Annotated in this window: 26 protein-coding genes; 10 read left to right on the plus strand and 16 right to left on the minus strand. The window is 67.1% G+C overall.

All coding sequences use genetic code 11. The annotated features are described in order from the left end of the window. Nucleotides 1–281 precede the first annotated feature (281 nt). Complete coding sequence (locus ACFFGN_RS02185) at nucleotides 282–1,070, plus strand: class I SAM-dependent methyltransferase (RefSeq protein WP_380043527.1); 789 nt, start codon at nucleotides 282–284, stop codon at nucleotides 1,068–1,070. A 73-nt stretch (nucleotides 1,071–1,143) separates the two neighbouring features. Here the strand turns inward: ACFFGN_RS02185 and ACFFGN_RS02190 are convergent, their stop codons facing one another. Beyond that, nucleotides 1,144–1,341 (minus strand): hypothetical protein, encoded by a 198-nt coding sequence (locus ACFFGN_RS02190; RefSeq protein ID WP_380043528.1) that lies wholly within the window; start codon nucleotides 1,339–1,341, stop codon nucleotides 1,144–1,146. A gap of 294 nt (nucleotides 1,342–1,635) precedes the next feature. On the opposite strand from ACFFGN_RS02190, the gene ACFFGN_RS02195 reads away from it, so the two are divergent. From ACFFGN_RS02195 to ACFFGN_RS02205, 3 genes are all read left to right on the plus strand, one after another. Beyond that, nucleotides 1,636–2,157: a hypothetical protein gene (locus ACFFGN_RS02195; protein ID WP_380043529.1), complete on the plus strand. Its 522-nt coding sequence runs from the start codon at nucleotides 1,636–1,638 to the stop codon at nucleotides 2,155–2,157. Nucleotides 2,158–2,318: 161 nt separating this feature from the next. Next, nucleotides 2,319–3,032, plus strand: coding sequence for an alpha/beta fold hydrolase (locus ACFFGN_RS02200; RefSeq protein ID WP_380043530.1), 714 nt, complete (start codon nucleotides 2,319–2,321; stop codon nucleotides 3,030–3,032). Nucleotides 3,033–3,311: 279 nt separating this feature from the next. Beyond that, the gene (locus ACFFGN_RS02205) at nucleotides 3,312–3,533 is read left to right on the plus strand and encodes a hypothetical protein (RefSeq protein WP_380043531.1); all 222 of its coding nucleotides are present in this window, start codon (nucleotides 3,312–3,314) and stop codon (nucleotides 3,531–3,533) included. 115 nt (nucleotides 3,534–3,648) lie between these two features. On the opposite strand, the gene ACFFGN_RS02210 is transcribed toward ACFFGN_RS02205, so the two are convergent. Beyond that, complete coding sequence (locus tag ACFFGN_RS02210; RefSeq protein WP_380043532.1) at nucleotides 3,649–4,053, minus strand: DUF1761 domain-containing protein; 405 nt, start codon at nucleotides 4,051–4,053, stop codon at nucleotides 3,649–3,651. A 78-nt stretch (nucleotides 4,054–4,131) separates the two neighbouring features. On the opposite strand from ACFFGN_RS02210, the gene ACFFGN_RS02215 reads away from it, so the two are divergent. Beyond that, entirely contained in the window at nucleotides 4,132–4,776 is a 645-nt protein-coding gene (locus ACFFGN_RS02215) for a winged helix-turn-helix transcriptional regulator (protein ID WP_380043533.1), read from the plus strand. Between the two features lie 143 nt (nucleotides 4,777–4,919). Continuing rightward, nucleotides 4,920–5,483 carry a dihydrofolate reductase family protein gene (locus ACFFGN_RS02220; protein ID WP_380043534.1) on the plus strand — a complete coding sequence of 188 codons (564 nt, stop codon included), beginning with the start codon at nucleotides 4,920–4,922 and terminating at the stop codon, nucleotides 5,481–5,483. On the opposite strand, the gene ACFFGN_RS02225 is transcribed toward ACFFGN_RS02220, so the two are convergent. From ACFFGN_RS02225 to ACFFGN_RS02250, 6 genes are all read right to left on the minus strand, one after another. Beyond that, nucleotides 5,471–6,718 carry an epoxide hydrolase family protein gene (locus tag ACFFGN_RS02225; protein WP_380043535.1) on the minus strand — a complete coding sequence of 416 codons (1,248 nt, stop codon included), beginning with the start codon at nucleotides 6,716–6,718 and terminating at the stop codon, nucleotides 5,471–5,473. The genes ACFFGN_RS02220 and ACFFGN_RS02225 overlap by 13 nt on opposite strands. Continuing rightward, nucleotides 6,715–7,134: a MarR family transcriptional regulator gene (locus ACFFGN_RS02230; protein WP_380043536.1), complete on the minus strand. Its 420-nt coding sequence runs from the start codon at nucleotides 7,132–7,134 to the stop codon at nucleotides 6,715–6,717. The genes ACFFGN_RS02225 and ACFFGN_RS02230 overlap by 4 nt, the downstream gene beginning before the upstream one ends. A 339-nt stretch (nucleotides 7,135–7,473) precedes the next feature. Beyond that, entirely contained in the window at nucleotides 7,474–8,583 is a 1,110-nt protein-coding gene (locus ACFFGN_RS02235) for an epoxide hydrolase family protein (RefSeq protein ID WP_380043537.1), read from the minus strand. 2 nt (nucleotides 8,584–8,585) lie between these two features. Then, entirely contained in the window at nucleotides 8,586–9,425 is an 840-nt protein-coding gene (locus tag ACFFGN_RS02240; protein WP_380043538.1) for an alpha/beta fold hydrolase, read from the minus strand. Between the two features lie 27 nt (nucleotides 9,426–9,452). After that, entirely contained in the window at nucleotides 9,453–10,052 is a 600-nt protein-coding gene (locus ACFFGN_RS02245) for a dihydrofolate reductase family protein (RefSeq protein ID WP_380043539.1), read from the minus strand. Between the two features lie 89 nt (nucleotides 10,053–10,141). Further along, nucleotides 10,142–10,579: a VOC family protein gene (locus tag ACFFGN_RS02250; RefSeq protein ID WP_380043540.1), complete on the minus strand. Its 438-nt coding sequence runs from the start codon at nucleotides 10,577–10,579 to the stop codon at nucleotides 10,142–10,144. Between the two features lie 192 nt (nucleotides 10,580–10,771). Between ACFFGN_RS02250 and ACFFGN_RS02255 the strand changes: the two genes are divergently transcribed. Beyond that, complete coding sequence (locus ACFFGN_RS02255; protein ID WP_380043541.1) at nucleotides 10,772–11,404, plus strand: AMIN-like domain-containing (lipo)protein; 633 nt, start codon at nucleotides 10,772–10,774, stop codon at nucleotides 11,402–11,404. 114 nt (nucleotides 11,405–11,518) lie between these two features. Here ACFFGN_RS02255 and ACFFGN_RS02260 read toward each other — a convergent pair whose 3' ends face one another. Then, nucleotides 11,519–12,196, minus strand: coding sequence for a winged helix-turn-helix transcriptional regulator (locus ACFFGN_RS02260; RefSeq protein WP_380043542.1), 678 nt, complete (start codon nucleotides 12,194–12,196; stop codon nucleotides 11,519–11,521). 111 nt (nucleotides 12,197–12,307) lie between these two features. Here ACFFGN_RS02260 and ACFFGN_RS02265 point away from each other — a divergent pair, with 111 nt between their 5' ends. Continuing rightward, nucleotides 12,308–13,162 carry a class I SAM-dependent methyltransferase gene (locus tag ACFFGN_RS02265; protein ID WP_380043543.1) on the plus strand — a complete coding sequence of 285 codons (855 nt, stop codon included), beginning with the start codon at nucleotides 12,308–12,310 and terminating at the stop codon, nucleotides 13,160–13,162. Nucleotides 13,163–13,222: 60 nt separating this feature from the next. Here ACFFGN_RS02265 and ACFFGN_RS02270 read toward each other — a convergent pair whose 3' ends face one another. The 3 genes from ACFFGN_RS02270 to ACFFGN_RS02280 form a co-directional block, all read right to left on the minus strand. Next, complete coding sequence (locus ACFFGN_RS02270) at nucleotides 13,223–14,584, minus strand: glycosyl hydrolase family 18 protein (RefSeq protein ID WP_380043544.1); 1,362 nt, start codon at nucleotides 14,582–14,584, stop codon at nucleotides 13,223–13,225. Nucleotides 14,585–15,038: 454 nt separating this feature from the next. Then, nucleotides 15,039–15,599, minus strand: a complete 561-nt coding sequence (locus ACFFGN_RS02275) for a GNAT family N-acetyltransferase (RefSeq protein WP_380043546.1) — start codon at nucleotides 15,597–15,599, stop codon at nucleotides 15,039–15,041. A gap of 113 nt (nucleotides 15,600–15,712) precedes the next feature. Next, a complete protein-coding gene (locus ACFFGN_RS02280; RefSeq protein ID WP_380043547.1) occupies nucleotides 15,713–16,468 on the minus strand; it encodes a phytanoyl-CoA dioxygenase family protein in 756 nt (251 codons plus the stop codon). 93 nt (nucleotides 16,469–16,561) lie between these two features. Here ACFFGN_RS02280 and ACFFGN_RS02285 point away from each other — a divergent pair, with 93 nt between their 5' ends. Next, entirely contained in the window at nucleotides 16,562–17,416 is an 855-nt protein-coding gene (locus tag ACFFGN_RS02285) for a helix-turn-helix transcriptional regulator (protein WP_380043548.1), read from the plus strand. Between the two features lie 4 nt (nucleotides 17,417–17,420). Here ACFFGN_RS02285 and ACFFGN_RS02290 read toward each other — a convergent pair whose 3' ends face one another. Together ACFFGN_RS02290 and ACFFGN_RS02295 are read right to left on the minus strand one after the other, a co-directional pair. Continuing rightward, nucleotides 17,421–17,867: a cupin domain-containing protein gene (locus ACFFGN_RS02290; RefSeq protein WP_380043549.1), complete on the minus strand. Its 447-nt coding sequence runs from the start codon at nucleotides 17,865–17,867 to the stop codon at nucleotides 17,421–17,423. A 3-nt stretch (nucleotides 17,868–17,870) separates the two neighbouring features. Then, nucleotides 17,871–18,371, minus strand: coding sequence for a mycothiol transferase (locus ACFFGN_RS02295; RefSeq protein WP_380043550.1), 501 nt, complete (start codon nucleotides 18,369–18,371; stop codon nucleotides 17,871–17,873). A 157-nt stretch (nucleotides 18,372–18,528) separates the two neighbouring features. Between ACFFGN_RS02295 and ACFFGN_RS02300 the strand changes: the two genes are divergently transcribed. Continuing rightward, the gene (locus tag ACFFGN_RS02300) at nucleotides 18,529–20,583 is read left to right on the plus strand and encodes a S41 family peptidase (protein WP_380043551.1); all 2,055 of its coding nucleotides are present in this window, start codon (nucleotides 18,529–18,531) and stop codon (nucleotides 20,581–20,583) included. Here the strand turns inward: ACFFGN_RS02300 and ACFFGN_RS02305 are convergent. Both ACFFGN_RS02305 and ACFFGN_RS02310 read right to left on the minus strand, forming a co-directional pair. Continuing rightward, entirely contained in the window at nucleotides 20,485–20,952 is a 468-nt protein-coding gene (locus ACFFGN_RS02305; protein ID WP_380043552.1) for a YdcF family protein, read from the minus strand. The two genes, ACFFGN_RS02300 and ACFFGN_RS02305, sit on opposite strands and share 99 nt — an antisense overlap. A gap of 352 nt (nucleotides 20,953–21,304) precedes the next feature. After that, on the minus strand, nucleotides 21,305–22,507 hold the full coding sequence (locus ACFFGN_RS02310) for a hypothetical protein (RefSeq protein WP_380043553.1): 1,203 nt from the start codon (nucleotides 22,505–22,507) through the stop codon (nucleotides 21,305–21,307). Between the last annotated feature and the right edge of the window lie 12 nt (nucleotides 22,508–22,519).

Here is a 22,519-nt window from a genome sequence, read left to right on the forward strand (position 1 = left end):
TCCCTGGGTCGTGGGTTCGAGTCCCACCCGCCCCACCGAAGAACCCGCAGGTCAAAGGGTTGCCCGGGATACTCACACTGATCTCGGCACGTACGTGACTCGTTCCGTGACTCAAGCGCCGCATCGGTCGGCTGAGACGGACCGGAAGAGGCCACCGTGGTCTGGCTGGCCGTCGGAGGCCGGTGGCACGTCGGCGGTCGCCGATTTCGTTGAGCCTGCACTGGCGGTCGTGTTGGCTTGCGGCACTGATCGGTCGGTACTGCTGCTGTAGGGAGTTGAACGTGCAGGAGATTGTCGATGCCGGTGCTCATAATCGGGCAGCTTGGGACAAGTACGTCGAGGAGGGCAGCGAGTGGTCGCGGCCGGTGAGTGCTGAGGATGTCGAGCGCGCTCGCAGGGGCGACTGGTCGATTGTGCTCGTTGGGCGTGAGCCGGTTGACCGTTCCTGGCTGCCGGCGGACCTGACTGGCAAGGACGTGTTGTGCCTGGCGTCGGGTGGTGGTCAGCAAGGTCCGATCCTCGCCGCCGCGGGGGCGAGGGTCACGGTGTTCGACAACTCGCCCCGTCAGCTCGGTCAGGACCAGATGGTGGCGGCGCGCGACGGACTTGAGTTGCGCACGGTCCTGGGCGACATGCGCGATCTCAGCGCCTTCGGTGACGGAGCGTTTGACGTCGTGTTTCAGCCGGTCTCGAACTTGTTCGTACCCGACCTGGCGCCGGTCTGGCGTGAGTGCTTCCGCGTCCTGCGACCGGGCGGCACTCTGCTCGCGGGGTTCCTCAACCCTGATGTGTATCTGTTCGACCACGAGGCCCTCGATGCGCGCGGCGAGTTGGTTGTCGTACACAAGCTGCCCTACAGCGATGTCACGCAGTACTCCGCTGAGGAACGCGCGACGAAATTCGGCGCGGATGCGGCTCTTGAATACAGTCACACCCTCACCGAGCAGATCGGCGGGCAACTCGGCGCGGGGTTCGTGATCACCGGCTTCGCAGAAGCGCCGGACCACTCCAACCCATCCGGCCAATACATGTCGAGCTACTTCGCAACCCTGGCGGTCAAGCCGGGCTGATCCGGCCGCGGCACCGGCCAAGACGGCCGTGGACAACGAAATGCCATTCGGCGGTTGCTGCCCGCGCTTGGTGTTAGCGGCTCGACAGGCGCAAGACGAGGCGTTCGCACAGGCCGTAGCCGGCCAGGCCGAAACCTCCCAAGGCAAGCAGGAACGCGCCTACTGCAAAGTCGATGTTCACCGGCCGCAGCACGAGGCCGACGACGGTGAAGACCAAGCCGATCACGGCTGACCAGACGATGACGCGGCTACCCATGGGCGTGTAGTGCATGGCGGCGATGCTATCGGTCCCGCAAGTCACTCCCAGCCGCAGCACGGCCGAGATCAATCCAGTTTGTCCGTGGCCGCCCGGCAGGCCAGGACGCATGGCCGATGCAATTCACCCTCTCGGAGTGGAACCACGGATCGGTCTGCGCCGTCTGCTGAATTGCTGTGGCCTTGCGTTTTGCGAACTCCTGCCGGCCGGGGCGGTGGGAGTGGTTTGCGCTGGCCGCGCGCCGCTGGACTTGACTCCAGCGGGGAAAGACGTGGTTTCGACGTATAGACGGCACCTTTGGAGGGACACATGAACCGGAATATGGGCAGGTCGGTGGGGGCGATGGCACTCGCGGGCGCGATGGCGCTCGGGGGCGCTGTCGTGATGCCGGCGTCGGCTTATGCAGCCGACAAGATCGCCAATCGGTCGACGACCAAGGCGCCGAGCGATGACAATGACGGCGCCGCGCGGACAACGACGTACCTGCGCTACACCGGGGCTACCACCATCAGACTCCGGGACACGAACGTCATCGATTACTGCCGCTACACCGCCAGCGGGCGGAGGGGCGACGGCGAGGGCGCCTACGTGCTGCTCCGGATCCAGTTCCGCGACGGAAGCCGTACGGACCGCGCCGTCGTCGCGGACACGAACGGCTGCGACAACGGCGTGATCCACCGTGCCTCGTACACCTTCACCAGCACCAAGCGCATCGCCCGCGTGTGGGTGATGCTCCGCGAGCGCGACGGCGGTGGCGGCGATGCGGACGGCGTAACCGCAGGCGAGTTCGTTGGCGGCGGTACGGCGTACTTCGACAACCCGTACACATAGACGAGGTTGTGGCGGCAGACGCGGCTCCCCGCAGCTAGTCGGGGCGGTGGCAGCTGAGGCGGCTTCCCGCAGCTAGTCGGGCTCAGGCGGTAGCAGGCTGGCCAAGGATTGCCAGTCGCGTGCCGCCTACTTCGGCTGTCGCGGCGTGTCAGGCTTGTCCAATGAAAAGTGGGCGCCAGACGCTGCTACTGATCCACGGGCTCGGGGCGACCGGGCGGGTTTGGGACGGCTGGGGAGATCTGCTCGACGCCACGTGGCCCGGCCGGTGGATGGCGCCGGACCTTCCTGGACACGGGTCAGCGCCGCCACTGTCGTCGTACAGCTTTGACTCGATGACGGCCGCCCTGGCGCCACAACTTCCTTCGGACGGGTTAGTGGCTGTCGGCCACTCGCTGGGTGGAGTGATCGCTCTAGCTTTGGCAAGCGGGCGGTACGGCGTACAGGTGGATCGGGCGGTGGCGCTTGGTGTCAAGGTCGCGTGGAGCGCCGACGAACTTGCCAAGGCTACCGCCCTCGCTGAACGACCGACGGCGTGGTTCGACTCCAGGGCCGAAGCGGCGGCTCGATTCCTTCGAGTATCAGGACTCGTGGGTTTGGTGGAACCGGACGACCCTCAGGTCGACCATGGGCTCGTGTCCGAAGGCGGACGATGGCGGCTGGCGATGGATTCCCGCACGTTCGGGGTCGGAGCACCGGACATGGAGACGCTCCTGCGCGAAAGCCAAGCCGAAACCGTGCTAGCCCGCGGCGAACTCGACCCCATGAACACCGAGGCCCAACTCAACGCCCTGCACGACAAGGTCCTAACGCTCGCCGCCCTAGGCCACAACGCCCACGTCGAATCCCCCCAAACCGTCCTCCAGACCCTGACCTGACAAGCAATTCACCTGCCGCCTCGCACTCAGCCGAATCCGTCCAAAGGAACTGTTCCAGGTGGGGGCGCTCGGGGCTTCTGACGCCGTCCGAGCGCACGGTCCGGCGTACCTGACGAAGACCTGCCCAGTCCTCGGCCAGTAGGCATCCGCGACGGCTTCCACTTCGGCCAGGCACCGACTAATGCGCGGGACTCGTTCGCGCAATCTCGCGTAAATGCGCATCTGGGGGCTGGCGATGTGGGAACTTGATGCGTAGGGCAACTAGATCGGAGTGCGGCGATGGCAGAAACGAAGTCGACCGATGGCGGCGGTAGAGCGTGGTCGGACGCCGAGATCGAGCAGCTGCGGGCGCTGGCCAAGGGGAACACCCCGACTGGGTTGATCGCGGTGCGGCTTGGCCGAAGTGGGCAGGCCATTGAGGCCAAGGCTGCCGAGCTGGGAATCCCGCTGGCGCCACCGCACCGGCCGCCGGCCAGCAGCACCGCCGACACCGAGCAGTAGCGCCACCTCAGCCGAGGAGCTTGGGCGCGACCGACCACCGAAGCTTGCTCGGGTGGCATCTCCTTTGCACCACCCCGGGAATCGCCGCGTTGTACGCCTACCGTTGGCGTGGGCGTCAGAGGAGGGCGAGGGGGAGGGACATGGCTAGGAAGAGGGCTAGTTGGTAGCTGGTGTTGAGCAGGGTCAGCTTCGGGGGCTTCAGTTCGAAGGCGTTGTGCTGGAGGAGCGTGGTCGCCGAGAAGGTCAGCCACGCCACGAGAGCCACCAGCAGGGCTAGCCAGACTGAATCGTTGTCGGCGGCCTCGAATGCGGTTTCGATGGCGATTGCCAGGCCGATCGCGGTCACGGTGTTGGCGATCAGGAGCTGGACCATGTTCCGTCGGCTGGCCTGCTTGGACTGCTCGGGCGTTATGCCGGTCAGGTTCCACCAGGTGGCGAGGAAGGCCTTGCCGTACCAGATGCTTGCGACGGCCATGCCGGCCACGATCGCGAGCACGATGCCCAGCCAGTTGATCTCCATAAACAACTCCTTGATCGTCTGCCCTCGAAGGGCCATTCGAAGCCTGGCGCAGGGACCGCGTGATTGATAAAATCAACCGTGATAGAAAATGTCAAGCGCCCTTGCGGTCGCTCCTACCGGCAGTTCTGCGGACTCGCCCGCGCGTTGGACGTGGTGGGTGACCGCTGGAACCTGCTGATCGTGCGCGAGTTGCTTCCCGGTCCGCAGCGCTACAACGAGCTGAAGGCATCCCTCGTGGGGATCGCGACCAACCTCTTGGCCGAGCGGCTGCGGAGCCTTGAGGAGAACGGGATCGTCGAGCGGCAGCTTGGCGATACGGGCGTCCGCTATGCCCTGACGCCGTGGGGCGCGGAGCTTCGGGAGCCGATGGAGGCGCTTGGCAGGTGGGGCGCGCCGTTGCTGGCGAGCGGGCGTGGCGACGACTCGTTCCAGCCGCGCTGGCTGGTGCTCGCGCTGCCGGGGCTGCTTCGAGGCGTGACCGCTGCGCCCGCGGTCGAGGTTGGCTTCGAGGTCGAGGGCGTTCTCCTCGTCGTACATGTCGATGAGAACGGTCCGCGCGCGGATGCCCAGCCCGACCGCCGGCCGGACACGATCCTGACGGCAGCGGCGGACGTTGTGGTCGGACTGGCGGCCGGCGCGCTCACGGTCGACCAGGCCGTCGCCGCGGGACGACTCCAGGGTGATGCCGATGCCCTCCGCAGAGCGTTCCCCACCACGCGTTAGACGGTTCGACGCGGCGTAACGCAAGGTGGATCGCAGGCGCGAAAACTTTTTTGAAGATGGTGTCGAGAACGGCGTGCGGGCTCCGCTCACAGGATGAGGGCGGTCGAAGTGGCCGCCTAAACGCCAGCTAGCGGAGGAAAGCCATGCGAAAGCTCGTAGTTCAGCAGTGGGTCACCGTCGACAACATCGCGGCAGAGGAAGACGGCGGCCTCAGCTTCGTTGCGGGCGAGCCGTTCGACGACACGGTCACGGACAATCCCTTCCAGAACAACCTGATGGGCTTCATCGACTCGGTCGACACGATGATCCTCGGCGCCAACACCTACAACCAGACCAAGGGCTATTGGCCGTACGCCGAGGACCAGGGCATGTACGGCAAGAAGCTCAACAGCCTCACCAAGTACGTCGCTTCGTCGACGCTGCAGGAAGCGCCGTGGGGTGATTTCCCGGCCGCGACCGTGACGCCGGATCCGGTGGCTACTATCGGGGAGCTCAAGCAGCAGGCTGGCAAGGACCTCTGGCTATGGGGGAGCTTGTCGCTCATGCGTTCCCTGGTGGACGCCGGTGTTGTTGACGAGGTTCGGATGCTGGTGTGCCCGGCCGCCCGTGGCAAGGGGACGCGCCTGTTCGAGGACCGACGCAACCTGAAGCTGGTCGAGGCCACCCCGTTTCAGAACGGCGTAGTCCTCACGCGCTACGAGGTCTGACAACGCGAAGGGCTGCGATCGCGGAAGGTACGGCGCAGATCGCTCACCCACGCGTCGGGGTTCTCCCAGGGGATGAAGTGGCCGCCATGTTCATGGGCATTGACGTTCACGTGGTTGAACCAAGCGCCCTGCGGCCCGGACTCGAACGCCCGGATCCGCTCGTCGGCGGTGGTGATACCCGGCGGGTTCTCGTACGTGACAAGGGTCAGACCGACCGGCGCCTGCACAACCGGCGTACGGTCATGCGCGGGAACCCACGGATAGCGGTTGGCGTTCGCGTAGTACCGCATGGACGTGGCGATCGAGTTGTTCACCCAGTAGATCGTGGCGTGCGCGAGTAGATCGTCCTTGGTGAAAACGGATTCGAGGTCTCCGCCGTTGTCGCTCCAGGCGGTCCACCGCTTCAGCAGCCAGGCGAGCAGTCCCGCGGGTGAGTCGCTCAGCCCGTGGGCCAACGTGGCGCCGTCGAGCATGTGTACGGCGAGGTGGGACGCCCAGCGCCGGTCCATCTCGATGATGCGGGCACGTACGGCGGCGGGCTCGTCGCCGGTGAGCGGCCGGTTCCGCGCGAAGTCCCACGCGCGCGGCCCGTTGAAGAAGTCGAGCGGCAAGCCGGAACCGATGTGGACGCCGTACAACTCGTCGGCGTACTTGTGGCCGAGCTGGCTCGAGATGATCCCACCGATATCGCAACCGCCGGCGGCGTACTTCTTGTAGCCCAGCGTTTCGGTCATGATGGTGTGCCAAAGGTCGGCCACCTTCCAGAAGTTGACGTCCGGGAATCCGGTAAGCGGCCCGGGGAATCCGAACCCAGGCAGGGACGGCACGATCACGTCGAACGCGTCGCCGGGGTCACCGCCGTATGCGGCCGGGTCGGCGAGCGGGTCGATCACCTTCGACCAATGCCAGAACGTCCACGGCCAACCGTGCGAAAGGATCAACGGGATCGGACGCGGGCCGCGACCCGGCTTGCGCATGAAATGCACGGGGATTCCGCCGACCTCCACCTGGTAGTGCTCGTAGGCGTTGATCGCGGCCTCGGTCTTGCGCCAGTCGTAGCTGTCCCGCCAATAGGTGACCAGCTCATCGAGGTAACCAGCCGGTACGCCGTACGACCAGTCCGCGTTGTCCTCGTCCAACGGCGGACGGGTCAAGGCGAGACGGGTTCGCAGATCGTCGAGCACTTCGTCGGCGACGTGGATCGGGGTGGGTTCGAGGGCGAGGGGCGTGGTCATGAGGTGGTTCCTTGCTGGGCGGGGTTCGGCTGATCCTGCAGCCGAGCCAGTTCGAGCAGGGCGGGTAGTGAGGCGGCGAGTGCTTTCCGGTGACTCGGTTCAAGCTGGTCGACCAGGGCAGTCAGGCGGCTCATGCGCTGCTGCCGCCGGGCCTCGACCGTGGCGGCGCCGGCGGGCGTGATCTGCACGAGGACGGCTCGGCGGTCTGAGGGGTCTGGCGACCTTACGGCGAGCCCGTCTCGCTCTAGCCGGGTAACCAGCTGGGTCATCGCCGGCTGCGTGACTCGCTCGCTAGCGGTCAGCTCGGTCAACCGCATCGGCCCACGCGCCGCGAGTGTGTGCAGAACGCCGAGGGGGGTGAAGCTCCTCTGCTCCACCGAGGCCAGCCGTATGAACATCGCCGTGAACTGCTCCATGGCGAGCCCTAGTGTCCTGAGTCGGAAGTTCGTGCACATCTCCGGCGCCCAGGCACGCACCTCGCGGCACCTGGACACCGGAGCTGAAGCACGAACTTCCGACTCAGGACACTAGCGCCTCAACATCCAGACCCCTCGCGGACGATTTCGCAGCCATGGCGCGATTATGTCAATCATCTATATAAGTCACTTATGCAAGGCGCAACGCGATGCTGGTCCGAAGGGTGAGGCGGTGGGAAGGGTGCAGGCAGACCTCGCCGAGATCGCGGTCGTCGATCCTGGTTACGTGGTCGCTGGAAAACCCGTTGCCTAGGGCAACTAGACATCGACCGCCGAGGCTTACCGACTCAGGCTGGCGAAGAAGGTGCGGAGGTCGTTGGTGAAGAGGTCGGGGGTTTGACGGGCGGCGTAGTGGCCGCCTTGGTCGTAGGTGGTCCAGGAGACGATGTTGGCGTGGTCGCGTTCGGCGTATGCGCGGATTGAGCGGAGGTCGTCCCGGAACTGGGCCAGCGCGAGCGGCACGGTCGTCGGTGTCTCCGCGACCGCCTGTCGCTGGTACTCGGCGTAGAGCCGCAGCGCCGACGTCGCCGTACCGGTCAGCCAGTACGCCGAAACGTGCGTCAACAGGGTCTCCGGGTCCAGATCACCCATGGCCTGCCCGTTCCACGCGAGCAACCCGACGGGCGAATCGGTAAGCCCGTACCCCAGAGTTTCCGGCTTCTGCGCATGAACGTGAGCGTAGGAACCAGATGACCTCTGCAACGCTCTCAACGCCTCAAGCGCTTCCAAGTCATCCGGGCTCAACCCACGACGATCCGGCTCGCGCCCTGGGGGATAGGCGAGCCACTCGCCCGGTGGGAAGCAGAACAGCTGCGTCACGTGTACGCCGACCACCGCGCGCGGGGCGAACCGCCCGAGTTCGGGCGCGATGTGCGATCCCCAATCGTTGCCCGCGGCACCATAACGCCGATAGCCGAGGCGTTTCATCAACGTCGCCCAGGCCATCGCGATGCGCCGCGGTCCCCACCCGGCGTCCGGCGTCGGCCCCGACCAGGTGAATCCCGGCAGCGAGGGAATCACCAGATCGAAGGCGATATCCCGCGAAAGCCCATGTGAAGCCGGATCGGTCAACGGCCCGATCACGTCCAGGAACTCCACCACCGAACCGGGCCAGCCATGGCTGAGGATCAACGGCAATGCGTTCGGCTCGGGCGATCGAATGTGCAGGAAGTGCACGGTCGTGCCGTCGATCGTCGTCGTGTACTGCGGGTACTGGTTCAACCTCGCCTGCCACACGTACCAGTCGTAATCGCTTTGCCAATAACGCACAAGCTCCTCCAGCTCAGCGCGGGAGCCAGGCGCCCAACGAGTGGCCGCGAGCCGCTGGCGAAGGTCGGCGAGGGCGCTTTCCGGTACGTCGATCGCGAACGGGCGCAGGTCGTCGAGCATCGTCAGGCGAGTTCTGCCGCGAGCCAGTCCAGTCCCGACTCGGCGTGTTCCACGATCGTGAAGTGGCTCGCGCCTTCGCACACCCGCAGGGTCGCGTTCGGACAGTGCGCCGCCAACCAGGACGCATGGCTCGCAGGGATGATCCCGTCAGCACTGCCGTGCACCAGCAGAACCGGGGCCGTGATGTCGGCCGGGTCGCATCCCCAGGGATGGGTGTACGACGCGTCGTCGTCGATCTGGCCGTACGGCCCGGCGTCCAGTCCCGGGCCGGCCACCTTGCCGAGCCAGCCCCACGGACCTTCGAACAGTTGCAGGTCGGTGGCGGTGAACCCCGGGTCGTAGTCGAACTCCGCACGATCCAGGGCCTCGCGTACGTCGGCGCCTGCCGCCGCGCAGCCCAGCGCCGCGATCGAGGACGGCACCATGCCGTTGAACCAGTCCAGCCCCTCAACGCCGTACGGCGCGATCGCCGCGAGCGTCACCACCGCGCGAACCCGCTCGCCGAGAATCGCGGCGGTTCCCAGCGCATACGTACCACCACCGGAGTACCCGGCCACGGCGAAACGGTCGATGCCGAGTGCGTCCGCGACCGCGGCGGCATCGCGTGCGACCGAGGCCACCGAACGGCCGCGTGCCACGGTTGAACCGCCGTACCCCGGGCGATCGAACGAGACCCAGCGCAGGCCCAGCCGGTCGGCCGCGTCGAACAGCGGCTCGGGCGGCGCTCCCACGTTCGGCGTGCCGTGATTCCAGAACACGGGGACGCGCGAGCCGTCTTCAGGGCCGGTGTCGTAGATGCGCAGGGTCCGGCCGTCGGCGAGCTGAAGGTCCTTCTCGATCATCGTGGCACTCTCTGTCGGTGGTGGTGGCTACTTCTTGACGCGGTAGCGCAGGTGCGTGACACCGGTTCCCTCGACCACGGTAATGGGCCCTTCGAACTGCACCGGCGTGGCGCCGAGTTCCGCGAACAACGGCGTTCCACTGCCGAGCAGGACCGGCACCAGCTCGATGCCGACCTCGTCCAGTAGCCCGGCCTCGAGGCACTGGCGGGCCATTTGTCCGCCGTTGACGCCGACGTTCTTGTCGCCGGCCAGCTCCTTCGCCTTGGCGATCGCGGCCTCGATGCCCTCGGTGACGAAGACGAAGTTCTCGTCGTCCTCCGGACGGTTCTCGGGTCGCTTGTGCGTGAGCACCACCGTCGGTACGTCCATCGGGTGGCGTCCGCCCCAGGCGTTCGTCAGGTCGTAGAGGTGCCGCCCGACAAGCAATGCGCCGGTGTTCTGCCATTCCGGCTTGATCAGTTCGGCGCTCGCCGCGGAGATCCGGATCGACGGCACCTCGGGGCTGGCCGACGGAATCTCGACGTCGCCATTTCCGTACCACTGGAACAGCAGCTCGAAGCCGGTGTCGCCCGGCCCGGCGATGAAGCCGTCGAGGGACATCGTCGCGCCGGTGGTGACCTTGCCCATGGGGTTCTCCTACTTCTCGGTGGTTGTTGCCGGTACGTCGGAGCCACGTCGCCCTGCTCGACATGGTCCGGCGAGATAGCTCTGGCGAATCAGCCGATCTCCTCGGCAAGGGCGACGATGATGCCCTGCGGACCGCGTAGGTAGCAGAGCAGATAGCTGTCCTGGTAGCGCTCGATCCGGCCGATGAGTTCACCGCCATGCGGCTTCAGCCGGGCCACGGTCTCCTCGATGTCGTCGACCGCGAACATGACGTTGCGAATGCCGAGCGTGTTCGCCGGCGCGTTCGGCTCGCTGGTGGTGGCCAGTGGGTTGCGGAACGACGCCAGCTCGATCTGGCCGTGGCCGTCCGGGGTGCGCAGGAAGGCGACATCGACGCGTACGTCGTCGAGGCCGTTCACGCCGTCCAGCCAGGGTCCCTCGGCGGGGCCTTGGCCAATCAGCTCCATCCCGAGCTCGACGAAGAACGCGGTCGCGGCCGCAAGGTCTTCGACAACAATGCCGACGTGGTCCATTCGCTTGATGGTCATCTCGGTTCTCCTCCGTCTGGCACCGCCCGGTGGCCGTGCCGTCACCTGGTGAGCGGAGCCCACTCACACTTCTCGACATGCTTGCCACATTCTTCTCTGCGAAGGTCGCACCGGCGCGGAAAATCGGCGGTGGATCCTGTCAACTTCGGGGTGGACTCGCGCATCTAACAGGTGTCTCTAAGGGGGGACATCATGAAGTCCATTCACACCGTTCGAAGGCCGATCCGCACCACCATCGCCGTCCTGGCCGTTGCCGCTGTGCCGGCAGGCGCGATCGCCGTGCCGGCACTGGCCGGCTCCACCGGCAACGCCAGCATGACGACCGCATCCACGACGACTGCATCCGCGACGACGGCGGTGGTCGCCAAGTGCCCCACGGATTGGGGTTCGCTGCCCGAGGTGGGCAGATTCCACGGCGCCGGCGTGCTGGCGAACGTCCGGGCCGGCCGGCATGCCTGTTTCGATCGCGTCGTGTTCGACGTGAAGGGCAAACCGTCCTGGTTGCGCGCGCATTACGTGAAGAACGTGGTGACACCCGGCGAGGGCCGGATCGTGCCGCTGCGCGGTGGCGCCAAGCTGGAGGTCATCCTCACAGTGCCGTCGTACGACGATGCCGGGCGCGCGACGTACAAGCCGGCGAACCGTACCGAGCTGGTCAACGTGAGCGGTTACCGCACGCTGCGGCAGCTCGCGACCGCGGGCAGTTTCGAAGGCGAGACGACGATCGGGATCGGCGTCCGGGCGCGACTGCCGTTCCGCGTCTTCACCATCGCGGGCCCGGGTGCGACCAGCCGGATCGTGCTCGACGTCGCCCACGCCTGGTAGACCTCGTTGACCTCGGACCTGCCGCTCGCCCCGGCAGGTCCTTCGGGCCTACCCGTTGCTCAAAGCAATCAAAGACATCGGTTGCTGAGACGACGCTTGGTCGAGGCAACCAGGTCAGGCCAGACGCTGGCGTACGGCGGGCGCGAAGGGGCTCCAGAGGAACCATGTGGGCAGCGCGCGCAGGAGCCGAGGGGGACCGGCGAGACCGATCGAGCCATCCGCCGCGGATTGCGCCAGCGTGGTGATGCCCGAGAAGACGCGCATGAGGTCCACCGGCCGGGTGCTGATGATGATGTCGGAGTTGAAGCCCGGATGGGTGGTGCAGACCGAGGCCTCTTCGCGTTCGAGCAGCAGCCAGATCCGGGTCGGGTCGTCACCGCGGTAGTCGAACTCGATCACCACCCGCTCCGCCGGCAGTTCCGCGCGGTCGAGCCGCCGGGACATCCACCAGGTCAGCGTGACCGGATCGACGTCACGTGGTTCCGGCTCGGTGAACATCCACCGCACGGCCCATTCGCCGATCGCCATGATGACGCCTTCGAGGTCGCGGCCCGCCGGGGTCAGCTGGTACTCGTGACCGCGGGCCACCGGCACCCGTTCGAGCACGCCCTTACGTTCCAGATGCTGCAGGCGTTGCGTGAGCAGGGTCCGCGAGATGCCGGGCAGGCCGCGATCGATGTCGTTGAACCGGCGGCTGCCGAGGATCAGCTCGCGCACGATCAACGGCATCCAGCGGTCGGCCAGCACGGCACTGGCCAACGCGACGGGGCAATACTGCGCGTACTCTCGCACGACCTCAGTGTGCGCCCGGTCCAGGATTAGTACCAGCCAGGTCCAGAACCTGTACTAGGAAGCGCCATCGGCGAGTGATGGTCTGGAAACCTCAGCAAAGGGAGGGACACCATGACCAGCTTTGACCCGATCGTGTTCAAGCAGACCACGCGCGCCCAGTGGGAGGAAGCCGCCGAGGCGTGGCACCGATGGGGGCCGACCATCGAGGACTGGCTGGGCGGAGCCACCGAGGCGATGCTCACGGCCGCGGGCATCGGCGAAGGTGATCGCGTACTGGATGTCGCCGCGGGCGCCGGCGGTCAGACCCTGGCGGCCGCGCGGCTTGCCGGGCCGAGCGGCAAGGTGCTCGCGACGGACATCTCGCCCGCGATTCTCGAGTACGCCGCCAAGTCCGCGAGCGAGGCCGGCATCTCGAACGTCGAAACCCTGGAGGCCGACGGCGAAGACCTGTCCAGCCTGGAAGAGAGCGGGTACGACGCCGCGATCTCCCGAGTCGGGCTCATCTACTTCCCGGACCAGCACGCGGCGTTGACCGGGATCCACCGGGCGCTGCGGCCAGGCGGCCGGTTCTCCGCGGTCGTGTACTCCACGCCGGATCGCAACGGCTTCTTCTCGGTTCCCGTCGGCATCATCCGCCGCCGGGCCGAACTCCCGCCGCCGGTGCCCGGTCAGCCGGGGCCGTTCAGCCTGGGTGGTCCAGGCGTCGCGGAGGAGACCTTCGCCAAGGCCGGGTTCAGTGACATCACCGTGCAGCGGGTGCCGTCGCCGGTACGGCTGCCGAGCGCGGCCGAGTGCGTCCGGTTCGAGCGCGAGTCGTTCGGTGCGCTCCACCAGATGCTGTCCCGGCTGGATGACGCCGGACGAGCGGAAGCGTGGCAGGAGATCACCGAGCAACTCACGCAGTTCGACGGCCCGGACGGCTTCTCCGGCCCGTGCGAGATGTTGGTCGTGACCGGGACTCGCTGATCCACTGAAGGGCCCCGGCAACTCCCACGAAGGGAGCTGCCGGGGCCGATTCAGAACAACTCAGGCGGGTAGCGTCCAGAGCTGGTTGGCTGCGCCGGAGCAGTCCCAGATCCGCAGGCGGGTGCCGTCGGCGGACGATCCACCGGTGACATCCAGGCAACGACCCGACGCGGGGTTCCGCAACGTGCCGTTCGTTTGCGCCTGCCAGCCCTGCGCGCCGGTTCCGTTGCAGTCCCAGAGCTGGATCAGCGTGCCGTTCGCTGTACCGGCGGAGGTGACGTCGAGGCACTTGCCCAGCGCGCGGATGGTGCCGTCGGTACCGACGGTCCAGGTCTGCGCGTTGGTGCCGTTGCAGGTGTACAGCTGGACGGCGGTGCCGTTCGCGCTGTTGGCCGCGGCCACGTCGACACACTTGCCCGCGAGGCCCTTGATCGGCCCGGTCTTACCGCCGGGAGGCGGGGTGGTGCCCGTCGCGGCGGTGTAGATCGCGCTGACCAAGGAGGTGGCGCCGGTGGTGTCCTGCGACAGCTCCCAGTTCATGATGCCGCCGGCGTTGGCCAATGCCCACTGGGTCTTGCGCTTGATCGTCGGAATGCCGTTGTAGCACTGCTGTACGCCGTTCACGCTGACGCAGTCCCGGTTGGCGTTGGCCGGGTCCATCGCCACGATCTGCGCGTACGTCAGGTAGTTCGGCCGGCTGTAGAACGGAACACCCAAGACGGTCTTGCTGGCCGGAAGTCCTCGCGACTTCCAGAAGTTGGCCGCGGCAATCGACCAGTCGTAGTTGGCATGCGGGCTGCCGCCGTCGTACGCCATGATGTTGAGGAAATCGACGTATCCGAACACCGCGGGCTGTACGCCGTTGGCGGTCGTGCCTTCGGACACCACGGCGGCGGTGAGCAACTTGCCCCGGCTGTGCATGGCGGTGCTCAACTGCTGCATGAGCGCGGTGAAGTTGTTGCCGGACGTACCCGGGTCGGGGTACTCCCAGTCGATGTCGACACCGTCGAGGTTGTACTGGTTGACCGCGTTGACCACGGCGTTCACGAAGGTGGTGCGGCTACCTGAGTTAGCCGCCAGCGCTTCGAACGCGGAGTCGTTGCCGTCGTTCCAGCCGCCGATCGCCAGCGAGACCTTCACGCCGTTCGCGTGTCCTTGGCTCACGAGCGACTGGAGCTTCGCCGGGTCGGGAATCGCCTGCAGCGTGCCGTTGGAGTTCGGCAGCGCAAAGGCGTAGTTGATGTGGGTGAGCTTGCTGTACTGAATGCTGTTGACGCTGCCGGACCACGACGGCATGTACCCGACGCTGCGGAAGCCGTTCGGCAACGCGGCGGCAGCAGCCGGTACGGCGACCGCGTTGGTGGCGGTGCTGCCGGTGTCCGCGGTCGTGCTGGCCGACGAGGCCGGAGCGGCAGCGGCCATCAGCCCGGCGGCGACGGTGGTGACGGCGAGAGCGGCGGCGCCGAACCGTGTTCGCGGCTTAAACCAAGATGAAGCAAAAGAGTGCATGGGCGGTTCCTTCCGGAAGTGATCGCACGCCGGTATGGGGGCAGCCGGCGCTGGATCAGGCGGTGACGAGCGACCTCACTTCACCCGCTGCCCGCCCGGCCGGTCCACCCGACGGGTTCGTGACCCGGGTGGCAGCACCCTGCTTTGCCGCGGTGCTCCTGGGTCGGGAGCGACAGCGGACACGCCAGTAGTCATCTGGAGGCACCTTCCGGGGCGGAACGGCGAAGGTGAACATACGTAAAGATCTGACCGAAGTCAGACACAGTGAACCTCGGATCTCTCACCGTCGTCAAGGCATCACACCGCGCAATTATGAACAATTCTCACCAGGACATCCCATGACTTTGACTCCGTTGGGATGTCCGCGCTACTCGGTCTCGAAGGTGGCGCGGGGCAGGAAGGTCAGGCGGGCCGGTTTCTCCGGCAGGGTGACCTCGGGGCCGAGGGTGAATCCGGTGCGCTCCAGGCGGGCGATGGCCTGCGCGTTGCGAGCGTCGGGTTCGGCGAGGATGCGCTGCGCGTGCGGATCTTCGAAGAGGAACGCGATGAAGGTGCGCAGGATGGCGTCGGTAAAGCCTGGTTCCGGCGGAGTGGCCGGGGTTCCGATCAGCAGGTGGAGGCCGACGTCGCCCGGCTGGACCTCGTAGTACTCCGAGATCGGGTCGTGCTCGGGCTGGTACGACTGGAACAGTCCGACGGGGACGCCGTCGCGGTGCAGGAGAAAGGCGTGGTGGGTCGGTAGCGAGTCGAGGAACTCGTAGATCTCCAGCACGCCTTCGCGGCCGGTGTCGGCCATCCCCCAGAAGCGGGCCCGTTCCTGGCTGACCCAATCATGGATCAGGTCGATGTCCTCGGCCGGGTCCACCGGTGTGACGGTGATGGTCCCGAAAGCCTCGAGTTTGCGCTCGTAGACGGCGGCGCGCGGCACAGTTCCCCCTCGGTGATCGGCCGGACACTTCCAGCAACCGCCCGAACCTATCAAGAACCCCCGGACCATGGCCCCGCACGACCGCCGGCCCCGGGCCGCGCCCGTAGGTAGGCTCAGGTCCAGTCGGTGCTACCCGTGAACGGATAGTGGCGGCCTTCGACGTACGCCGGCCGCGGCTGGTACGCGTTCACGCCCGGCTCGCCCTGCAGGTGGAACGCACTCGGATAAGGCTGTTCCGGATCGGTGATGCGAGTCGACGTCGGGATGTAGCGGATGGTGAGACCGCAGCGCCGGTGGGGCGAGGTGTTCGCGTTGCTGCCGTGCACGATGTTCGGGTGGTGTACCTCGACATCGCCGGGCGCGAGCACGATGTCGACGGCCTCGCGTTCGTCCACCTCGACCGCGATCTCCTTGCCCAGCACGCTTTCGACCGAGGTGTTCTCGCGCATCGCGGCAATGCCCTGCCGGTGGCTACCAGGGATCAGCCGGACGCAGCCGTTCTCGGGCGTCGAGTGGTCGACCGCGAGCCAGAGCGTCACCACCCGCATCGGGTTCAACGGCCAGAACGCCGCGTCCTGGTGCCACAGCACGGGCTGACCCGAGTACGGCGGTTTCGAGATGTAGTGCGACGCGAACAACGCGATGTCCGGCCCGATGTATGTCTCGGCGATTCGCAGTAGCCGCGGGTCGCTCACCAGCCGCACCCAGAACGGATCGTCGCGCAGGTAGATGTGCCCGAGCTGCTCAGGCCGTACGTCGGGGTGGCGCGCCTGCAGCCACTCGACATGCCCGTGCACTTCCTTGATCAGCGCGGGATCGATGACCTCGCGGTGAATGGCATAGCCGGTCTCTTCGAAGCTGCTGGTCATTGCGGGTTCCCTTTCGTTGTGAGGCCTCCATCCTGTGGGCGACCGACTGCGCGCCGATAGCAACGGGGAAACGCAGATTTGTAATCTGTTGAGGTGAGCCAGCTACTCCGTTTCGAGCTGTCAGCCCTGGGGCGGCCGTATCACGCGGCCCGGGTGCGGTTCGGCCCGCGCTCCCGGGATTCCGATCTGCACGGGCATGCCGACTTCCACGAACTGATGGGCGTCGTCGCGGGGTCGGGGGAGCACCTCCTCGACACCGGTACGGAGCCACTCGCGGCCGGGGACGTCGTACTGGTTCGGCCGCGGGATCGGCACGCCTTCGCCGGTACCGGGGTGGAGGGCCTCGAATTCATCAATGTGGCCTTCCCGAGTTCGGCGTGGCACGGGTTTCTGGACCTGACTCGGGCCAACCCGGGCCGGAGTTGGGACTCCGCGCGCGGCCCGGTGACGTTCCGGACCCAGGACGGTCGGGCGGTACTGGCGGTGTTCGAGCGGGTTCTAGAGCGTTTCGGTCGCGGGCCCGGGGTGTTCGACCTGCTGCAGTTCTGGATCGACCTGTTGCCCTTGGTGTCTCCGGAGGAAGTACCCAGTCCGGCGTCCTTGGAGCGGCCCGCGCCGGATTGGCTGGCTAAAGCTTGTACGGCGATGCGGCACGAGGTGAACCTGCGGGGCGGCGTCCCGCGCCTGCAGGAACTTGCCGCGGTTTCACCGGCTCACCTGGCCCGCACGATGCGTACGTCGTACGGCCTGACTCCTACCGCCTTCGTGATGGATCTGCGGCTGGAGCATGCTGGCGCGCTACTAGCGACTACTACCGAGACTGTGTCGGCAATAGCCGTTAGATGCGGTTTCAGCAGTCAGTCGTACTTCACGCGGTGTTTCGTCGCTGCGCACGCGTTGTCGCCCAGTGCCTTCCGGCGTCGGGCCCAGCGCGCGTTCGTCCCGTGAGGGCCTAGAGAGACCTAGTGCGGTGGTGACTCCGGAACTCGGCTAATAGTTCGTCCGTGATGGATTCACCCGCTGCGACGGCTGCGTGGACCTCGCGGAAGTAGTTCTCGTACCCGGCGGGTGTGTAGAGGCAAAGGCCGCGCGTGACAGTGTCGCCGGCGTTGCGGAACCCGTGTGGATCGCCGCGCAAGGCCGCGAGCAGATGGCCCGGGCCCACCGTGGTTTCGCCGCTGCCGTTGTGCAGGGTGAGATCGCCTTCGAGCACGTAGAAGTACTCGTCGTGGATCTCGTGCACGTGCGGTTTCGCGCCGATGATCCCGGGCGCGAGCGTGAACTCCTCGAAGCCGAACCGCCCGCCGGTGTGCTCGGCCGTCAGTTTGAAGAGGTGCTGGACGCCCGCGACATCGAGTAGTTCGCCTTCGTCCGGTCGCCGGAGCAAGGGCTCGCCCATCGGTTAGAGCAGGCCGCGGACGTAGGCGGCTTGGCCGATGTGCTGGAGGTCGTCGGAGATCACGCTGATCAGCCGTACGCCGAGGGTGACGGGCGGGTCCCAGTGCCGGTCGACGATGCGTTCGAGGTCGTCGTCGGAAAGACCTTTCAGGTAGTCCACGGTCTGCGCGTGCACGGCGTCGTAGTACCCGGTGAGCAGGGCGCCGTCGGACACCTGGACCGCGGCCACTTCGGCGTCACCGTGGCCGTAGCCGGTGTCGGCCGGATCGAACGGGAGGCCGAGGCGTTCGGACCAGCCCTGGTCGACGTACGCCTGGTCGTGGCCGGCGGCCGCCGCGACGTGATCGTCCTGGATCCGGGTGAGGTGCCAGACCAGCCAGGCGATCGAGTTGCCCTTGCCGAGTGGACGCTCGCTGAGCTGGTCGGCGCTGAGCTCACCGACCACGCTGTGTATCTCTTCCTGGAGCCGGCCGAACGCGTCGATCAAAGCCTCGCGCGAGTTCATTACTGCCTTCCCTTCAGGAGTTTTCCGGGGTCGCGCTGCCAGCCTAGCCGGACCGGTTGGCAACGCTTGGGCGACGACGCGTTGACATACCGTGACGGTCGGCGGACCGTGGACAGATGCGGCTCGGGGAGGGGCCGCCATCGTGTTTGGGGGAGTCATGCCGCGCAAAACCACCGCCGCAAAGAAGACCACCGCCGCTGTCAGCAAGCCGGCCGCGGCCAAGAAGCCAACCACCGCGGCCAAGAAGCCGACCGCCGCAGCCAAGAAGAAGCCGAGTGTCGCGAAGAAGAAGACCACGGCTGTCACGACGAAGAAGGTCGCCGCGGGCGCGACGACCTCGTTGCCGGCCTTCCTGGCGAGCGCGGGCAGCCTGAACCTGAACCAGCGCAAGCTGCTGGTGGACCAGGCGATCGTGCTGCTGGAGCAGAACTACGTGCACCTGCCGCTGAAGGCCGCGATGCACTCGGTCAATCCGATCCAGCGCCTGCGGGTGATGCGGGCGCGAATGGAACGCCAGACCAGCCAGACGATGGAAGCCGAGTGGTTGTTCCACCGGCAGATGTCGAGCATCTTCCACTCGGTGCGGGACCTGCACACCAACTACCTGCTGCCGGCGCCGTTCGCGGGCAAGGTGGCGTACCTGCCGTTCATGATCGAGAAGTGCTTCGACAACGGCAGTGAGCGCTACCTGATCACGAAGGTGGTCGCGGGGTTCAGTGCGCCTCAGTTCGGTCCGGGCGCCGAGGTGACGCACTGGAACGGTACGCCGATCGCGCGCGCCGTCGCGCTGAACGGCGCCCAGTTCGCCGGGAGCAACGAGGCGGCCAATCTCGCCCGTGGGCTGGAGTCGCTCACGCTGCGGCCGCTGGTGATCCAGGCGCCGCCCGACGAGGACTGGGTGAACCTCAGCTATCGCGGTCTGGACGGCTCCGGGCAGGAGCTTCGCGAGCAGTGGAAGGTGACCGACAACCCGCCGCCGATGGCCGACCTCAACGCGATCAACGCTTCGGCCGCGCTGATGGCGCTCGACCTGGACTCCGACGAGAAGGCCCGGGCCAAGAAGCTGCTGTACGTGCCCGAGGTGTTGCGGTTGGAGCAGCAGATGAACGCCTCCGCGCACGCCGAACCGGCCGCGGTGGACAGCTCGGACGTGCCGACGACCATGCCCGGCGTGTTCCGCGCCCATGAGGTTTCGACCGCCCACGGCACGTACGGGCACATCCGGATCTTCACGTTCAGCGTGGACGACCCGGTCGAGTTCCGTGACGAGTTCGTCCGGCTGATCGCGGAACTGCCGCAGAACGGGCTGATCGTCGACGTCCGCGACAACGGTGGCGGGCACATCTACGCGAGCGAGTTCACTCTGCAGACGCTGACGCCCGGGCCGATCACGCCTGAGCCGGTCCAGTTCATCTGTACGCCGCTCAACCTGCGGATCTGCCGCCGGCACAAGGACGACCCGGTCGGGATCGACCTCGGACCGTGGTTCGACTCGCTCGACCTCGCGACGGAGACCGGCGCGGCGTTCTCCGCGGCGCGGCCGATCACGCCGGTCGAGGGCGCGAACGAGGTGGGCCAGACGTACCACGGTCCGGTCGTGCTGATCACCGACGCCCGGTGCTACTCCGCGACGGACATCTTCGCCGCCGGGTTCGCGGACCACCGCATCGGCAAGATCCTGGGCGTCGACGACAACACCGGCGCGGGTGGCGCGAACGTCTGGACGCACAGTCTGCTTGCCGCCTTGCTGCAACAACCCGCGCCCGCGGACAGCTCCTCGCCGTACAAGCCGCTGCCGAACGGCGCCAACATGCGCGTCTCGATCCGACGCACCCTGCGCGTGGGCGACCTGTCCGGGACGCCCGTCGAGGACCTCGGCGTCCGCCCCGACGCCGTACACGAGGTGACCCGGGACGACCTGCTGGCCGACAACACCGATCTGCTCGACGCGGCCGGCAAGCTCCTGTCCACGATGCCGGTACGCCGCCTCACGATGACGGCCAGTCTTACCGGGGACACCGCGACCGTGGAAGTGGTGGCCGACGGCCTCGATCGCGTCGACCTCGCCATCGACGGCCGGCCGATCACCTCCGAGGACCTCGGCACCGAACCGCTAGCCCTCGAGATCGCCGGCGTCACCAGCGGCCAGATCCTCCGCGCCGACGCCTACACCGGCAACGTCCACACGGCCTCCCGCCGCCTCACCCTTTGACCGGGCGCCGACTGATGCGCCGGGTGGGCGGACAAGGGGGTGGCCGTGCCCGGCGGTGATTCGACGGGAGTACGTCGCGTTCTCGCCGCAGTTGGTGGAGCGGTCTTCCACGGCGATCGCCTCGGGCGGTACGGCGTACTCCTGGTGCAGGATGTCCGCGATGACGTGCGCCTCGGGGCGGCCGGTGGTCGCGATCGCTGGGTAGTGCCGGCGAACCGCGTGGTGCAGGTGGCCGGTCGAATGGCCGATGCCGCCGCTGATGAGAAGGTGCCGCGTGATTCCGCGGTGGTAGGCGTCGGCGGTGATGACGATCGACGCCAGTACGGCGCTGCCGAGGAGCACGAGGACGTCGCCCCTCGACAGTCGCAAGGGGCCGATTGGCGTGGGGGAGCGTTCCTTCGTCGGAATCGCCCGCTGTCGCCGCTGAAGGGTGCGGGTGGGCTGGGCTGATACAGACGCATGAACGCCAGCGGGGACGGGTCGGTCACAAGGGCCGATGAACGGCGACACGCCTGGTAACTAGTGTCCTGAGTCGGAAGTTCGTGCACATCTCCGGCGCCCAGGCACGCACCTCGCGGCGTTGGAGAAACGGCCACGATGCTAGAGCATCGCGACCGCTTCTCCGCCTTGCGATGCACGCACCTGGACACCGGAGCTGAAGCACGAACTTCCGACTCAGGACACTAGGGTCCGATGACACGCCGCGTGCGGAGGGCGCGGGTCAGGGGAATGCGGTGGGGGCGGGGAGGTGGACGGTTACGCGTTCGCGGAGTTGTTCGCTGAGGAGCCAGAGTTGGCCGGTGGCGGGCCAGTGGGAGAGATTCTCGGTGTTCTTGGGGGCTTTGGTCCAGGTGGAGGTGGAGACGCCGCCGGTGCCGCGGTGCAGACAGCTGGGGTAGTCGACGCCGTCGCCGATGTTGCCGGCGTATTCGGGACAGACCCCGGCGATGACGAATTTGTTGCCTGAGGCAACTGCGCCCTGCATGCCCCAGACCGGGGAGTTGAAGGCCTCGATCGCCCGTACGGCGCCGTCGGTGCCCGCGCGCGGTAGGCCGGTCGCGGTGTTGAGGGGCCAGCGCACGATCCGGCCGCCGCCGCGGACGGTGTGCTCGACCGCGACGAACGAGCCCGTGCCGCTGTGGTCGAGCGCGAGGCTGGCGAAGCACGGTTTGAGGCCGGTGGTGTTGGCGCAGCCACCGCCCGGGTACCAGTACGCGCCGAGTTGCGGCAGGGCGAACGCGTGCCAGCGGGCGTGGAACTTGCCGTCCGTGCCGAGGCCGACCTCCCCGGTGGAGGTGTCGGTCCGCCAGATGTGCGTCAGGTCGAACACCCGCAGTACGGCGCCACCGGTCGCGACGACCAGCTTGTTGCCCGACCAGAACAGCCCGTGGCCGTGTCCGGCGATGGCGGCGAAGTTGCCGTTGGAGGTCGGTTCGACCAGCAGGACGTGCCGGTACTTGTTCGTCGCGAGGTCCAGGAACGAGATGCGGATCGCGGTGTCGTCCGCGTTGTGCCAGGAGGCCAGCACAACACGCTTGCCGCCGACCGTGCCGGTGGCGGGATTGGCGTCGCCCGAGCCGGTGACGCCCTGGGGGATCCAGACGTTGAGGTCGTCGTCCTCGCCGTCCTGCCAGCAGAAGCCCTGCGGATTGAGCGAGGCCGAGATGAACGTCGGATGGCAGAGCGCGCGGCCCTGGCGGTTCGACGAGGCCAGCACCTCGGCAACGCCGACCGGCGCGAGTTGAGGTTTGGTCTCGAGCGCGGCGACGCGGGCGGCGTACGTCGCGAAGGTGTCGCCGGCGGTGAGGTTGAACCCGGATGCGTCGATCCGGGGAAAGGTGGCGGCGGCGTGGGCCGGGCCGGTCTGTGGGGCGATGGCGGTGAGCAGGAACGCGAGCGCGACAAGCAAGCGATTGATCCGCATGGTCTCGATGGT

It is taken from the genome of Kribbella deserti, from assembly GCF_042434725.1.
Classification (GTDB): Bacteria; Actinomycetota; Actinomycetes; order Propionibacteriales; family Kribbellaceae; genus Kribbella; species Kribbella deserti.

Bases quoted from the DNA above. Each gene is read 5' to 3' on its own strand.
- ACFFGN_RS02190 (WP_380043528.1), bottom strand. From the start codon at position 1,341: ATGCACTACACGCCCATGGGTAGCCGCGTCATCGTCTGGTCAGCCGTG.
- ACFFGN_RS02195 (WP_380043529.1), top strand. From the start codon at position 1,636: ATGAACCGGAATATGGGCAGGTCGGTGGGGGCGATGGCACTCGCGGGC.
- ACFFGN_RS02200 (WP_380043530.1), top strand. From the start codon at position 2,319: ATGAAAAGTGGGCGCCAGACGCTGCTACTGATCCACGGGCTCGGGGCG.
- ACFFGN_RS02205 (WP_380043531.1), top strand. From the start codon at position 3,312: ATGGCAGAAACGAAGTCGACCGATGGCGGCGGTAGAGCGTGGTCGGAC.
- ACFFGN_RS02210 (WP_380043532.1), bottom strand. From the start codon at position 4,053: ATGGAGATCAACTGGCTGGGCATCGTGCTCGCGATCGTGGCCGGCATG.
- ACFFGN_RS02220 (WP_380043534.1), top strand. From the start codon at position 4,920: ATGCGAAAGCTCGTAGTTCAGCAGTGGGTCACCGTCGACAACATCGCG.
- ACFFGN_RS02225 (WP_380043535.1), bottom strand. From the start codon at position 6,718: ATGACCACGCCCCTCGCCCTCGAACCCACCCCGATCCACGTCGCCGAC.
- ACFFGN_RS02230 (WP_380043536.1), bottom strand. From the start codon at position 7,134: ATGGAGCAGTTCACGGCGATGTTCATACGGCTGGCCTCGGTGGAGCAG.
- ACFFGN_RS02235 (WP_380043537.1), bottom strand. From the start codon at position 8,583: ATGCTCGACGACCTGCGCCCGTTCGCGATCGACGTACCGGAAAGCGCC.
- ACFFGN_RS02240 (WP_380043538.1), bottom strand. From the start codon at position 9,425: ATGATCGAGAAGGACCTTCAGCTCGCCGACGGCCGGACCCTGCGCATC.
- ACFFGN_RS02245 (WP_380043539.1), bottom strand. From the start codon at position 10,052: ATGGGCAAGGTCACCACCGGCGCGACGATGTCCCTCGACGGCTTCATC.
- ACFFGN_RS02250 (WP_380043540.1), bottom strand. From the start codon at position 10,579: ATGACCATCAAGCGAATGGACCACGTCGGCATTGTTGTCGAAGACCTT.
- ACFFGN_RS02255 (WP_380043541.1), top strand. From the start codon at position 10,772: ATGAAGTCCATTCACACCGTTCGAAGGCCGATCCGCACCACCATCGCC.
- ACFFGN_RS02265 (WP_380043543.1), top strand. From the start codon at position 12,308: ATGACCAGCTTTGACCCGATCGTGTTCAAGCAGACCACGCGCGCCCAG.
- ACFFGN_RS02270 (WP_380043544.1), bottom strand. From the start codon at position 14,584: ATGGCCGCTGCCGCTCCGGCCTCGTCGGCCAGCACGACCGCGGACACC.
- ACFFGN_RS02280 (WP_380043547.1), bottom strand. From the start codon at position 16,468: ATGACCAGCAGCTTCGAAGAGACCGGCTATGCCATTCACCGCGAGGTC.
- ACFFGN_RS02290 (WP_380043549.1), bottom strand. From the start codon at position 17,867: ATGGGCGAGCCCTTGCTCCGGCGACCGGACGAAGGCGAACTACTCGAT.
- ACFFGN_RS02295 (WP_380043550.1), bottom strand. From the start codon at position 18,371: ATGAACTCGCGCGAGGCTTTGATCGACGCGTTCGGCCGGCTCCAGGAA.
- ACFFGN_RS02300 (WP_380043551.1), top strand. From the start codon at position 18,529: ATGCCGCGCAAAACCACCGCCGCAAAGAAGACCACCGCCGCTGTCAGC.
- ACFFGN_RS02310 (WP_380043553.1), bottom strand. From the start codon at position 22,507: ATGCGGATCAATCGCTTGCTTGTCGCGCTCGCGTTCCTGCTCACCGCC.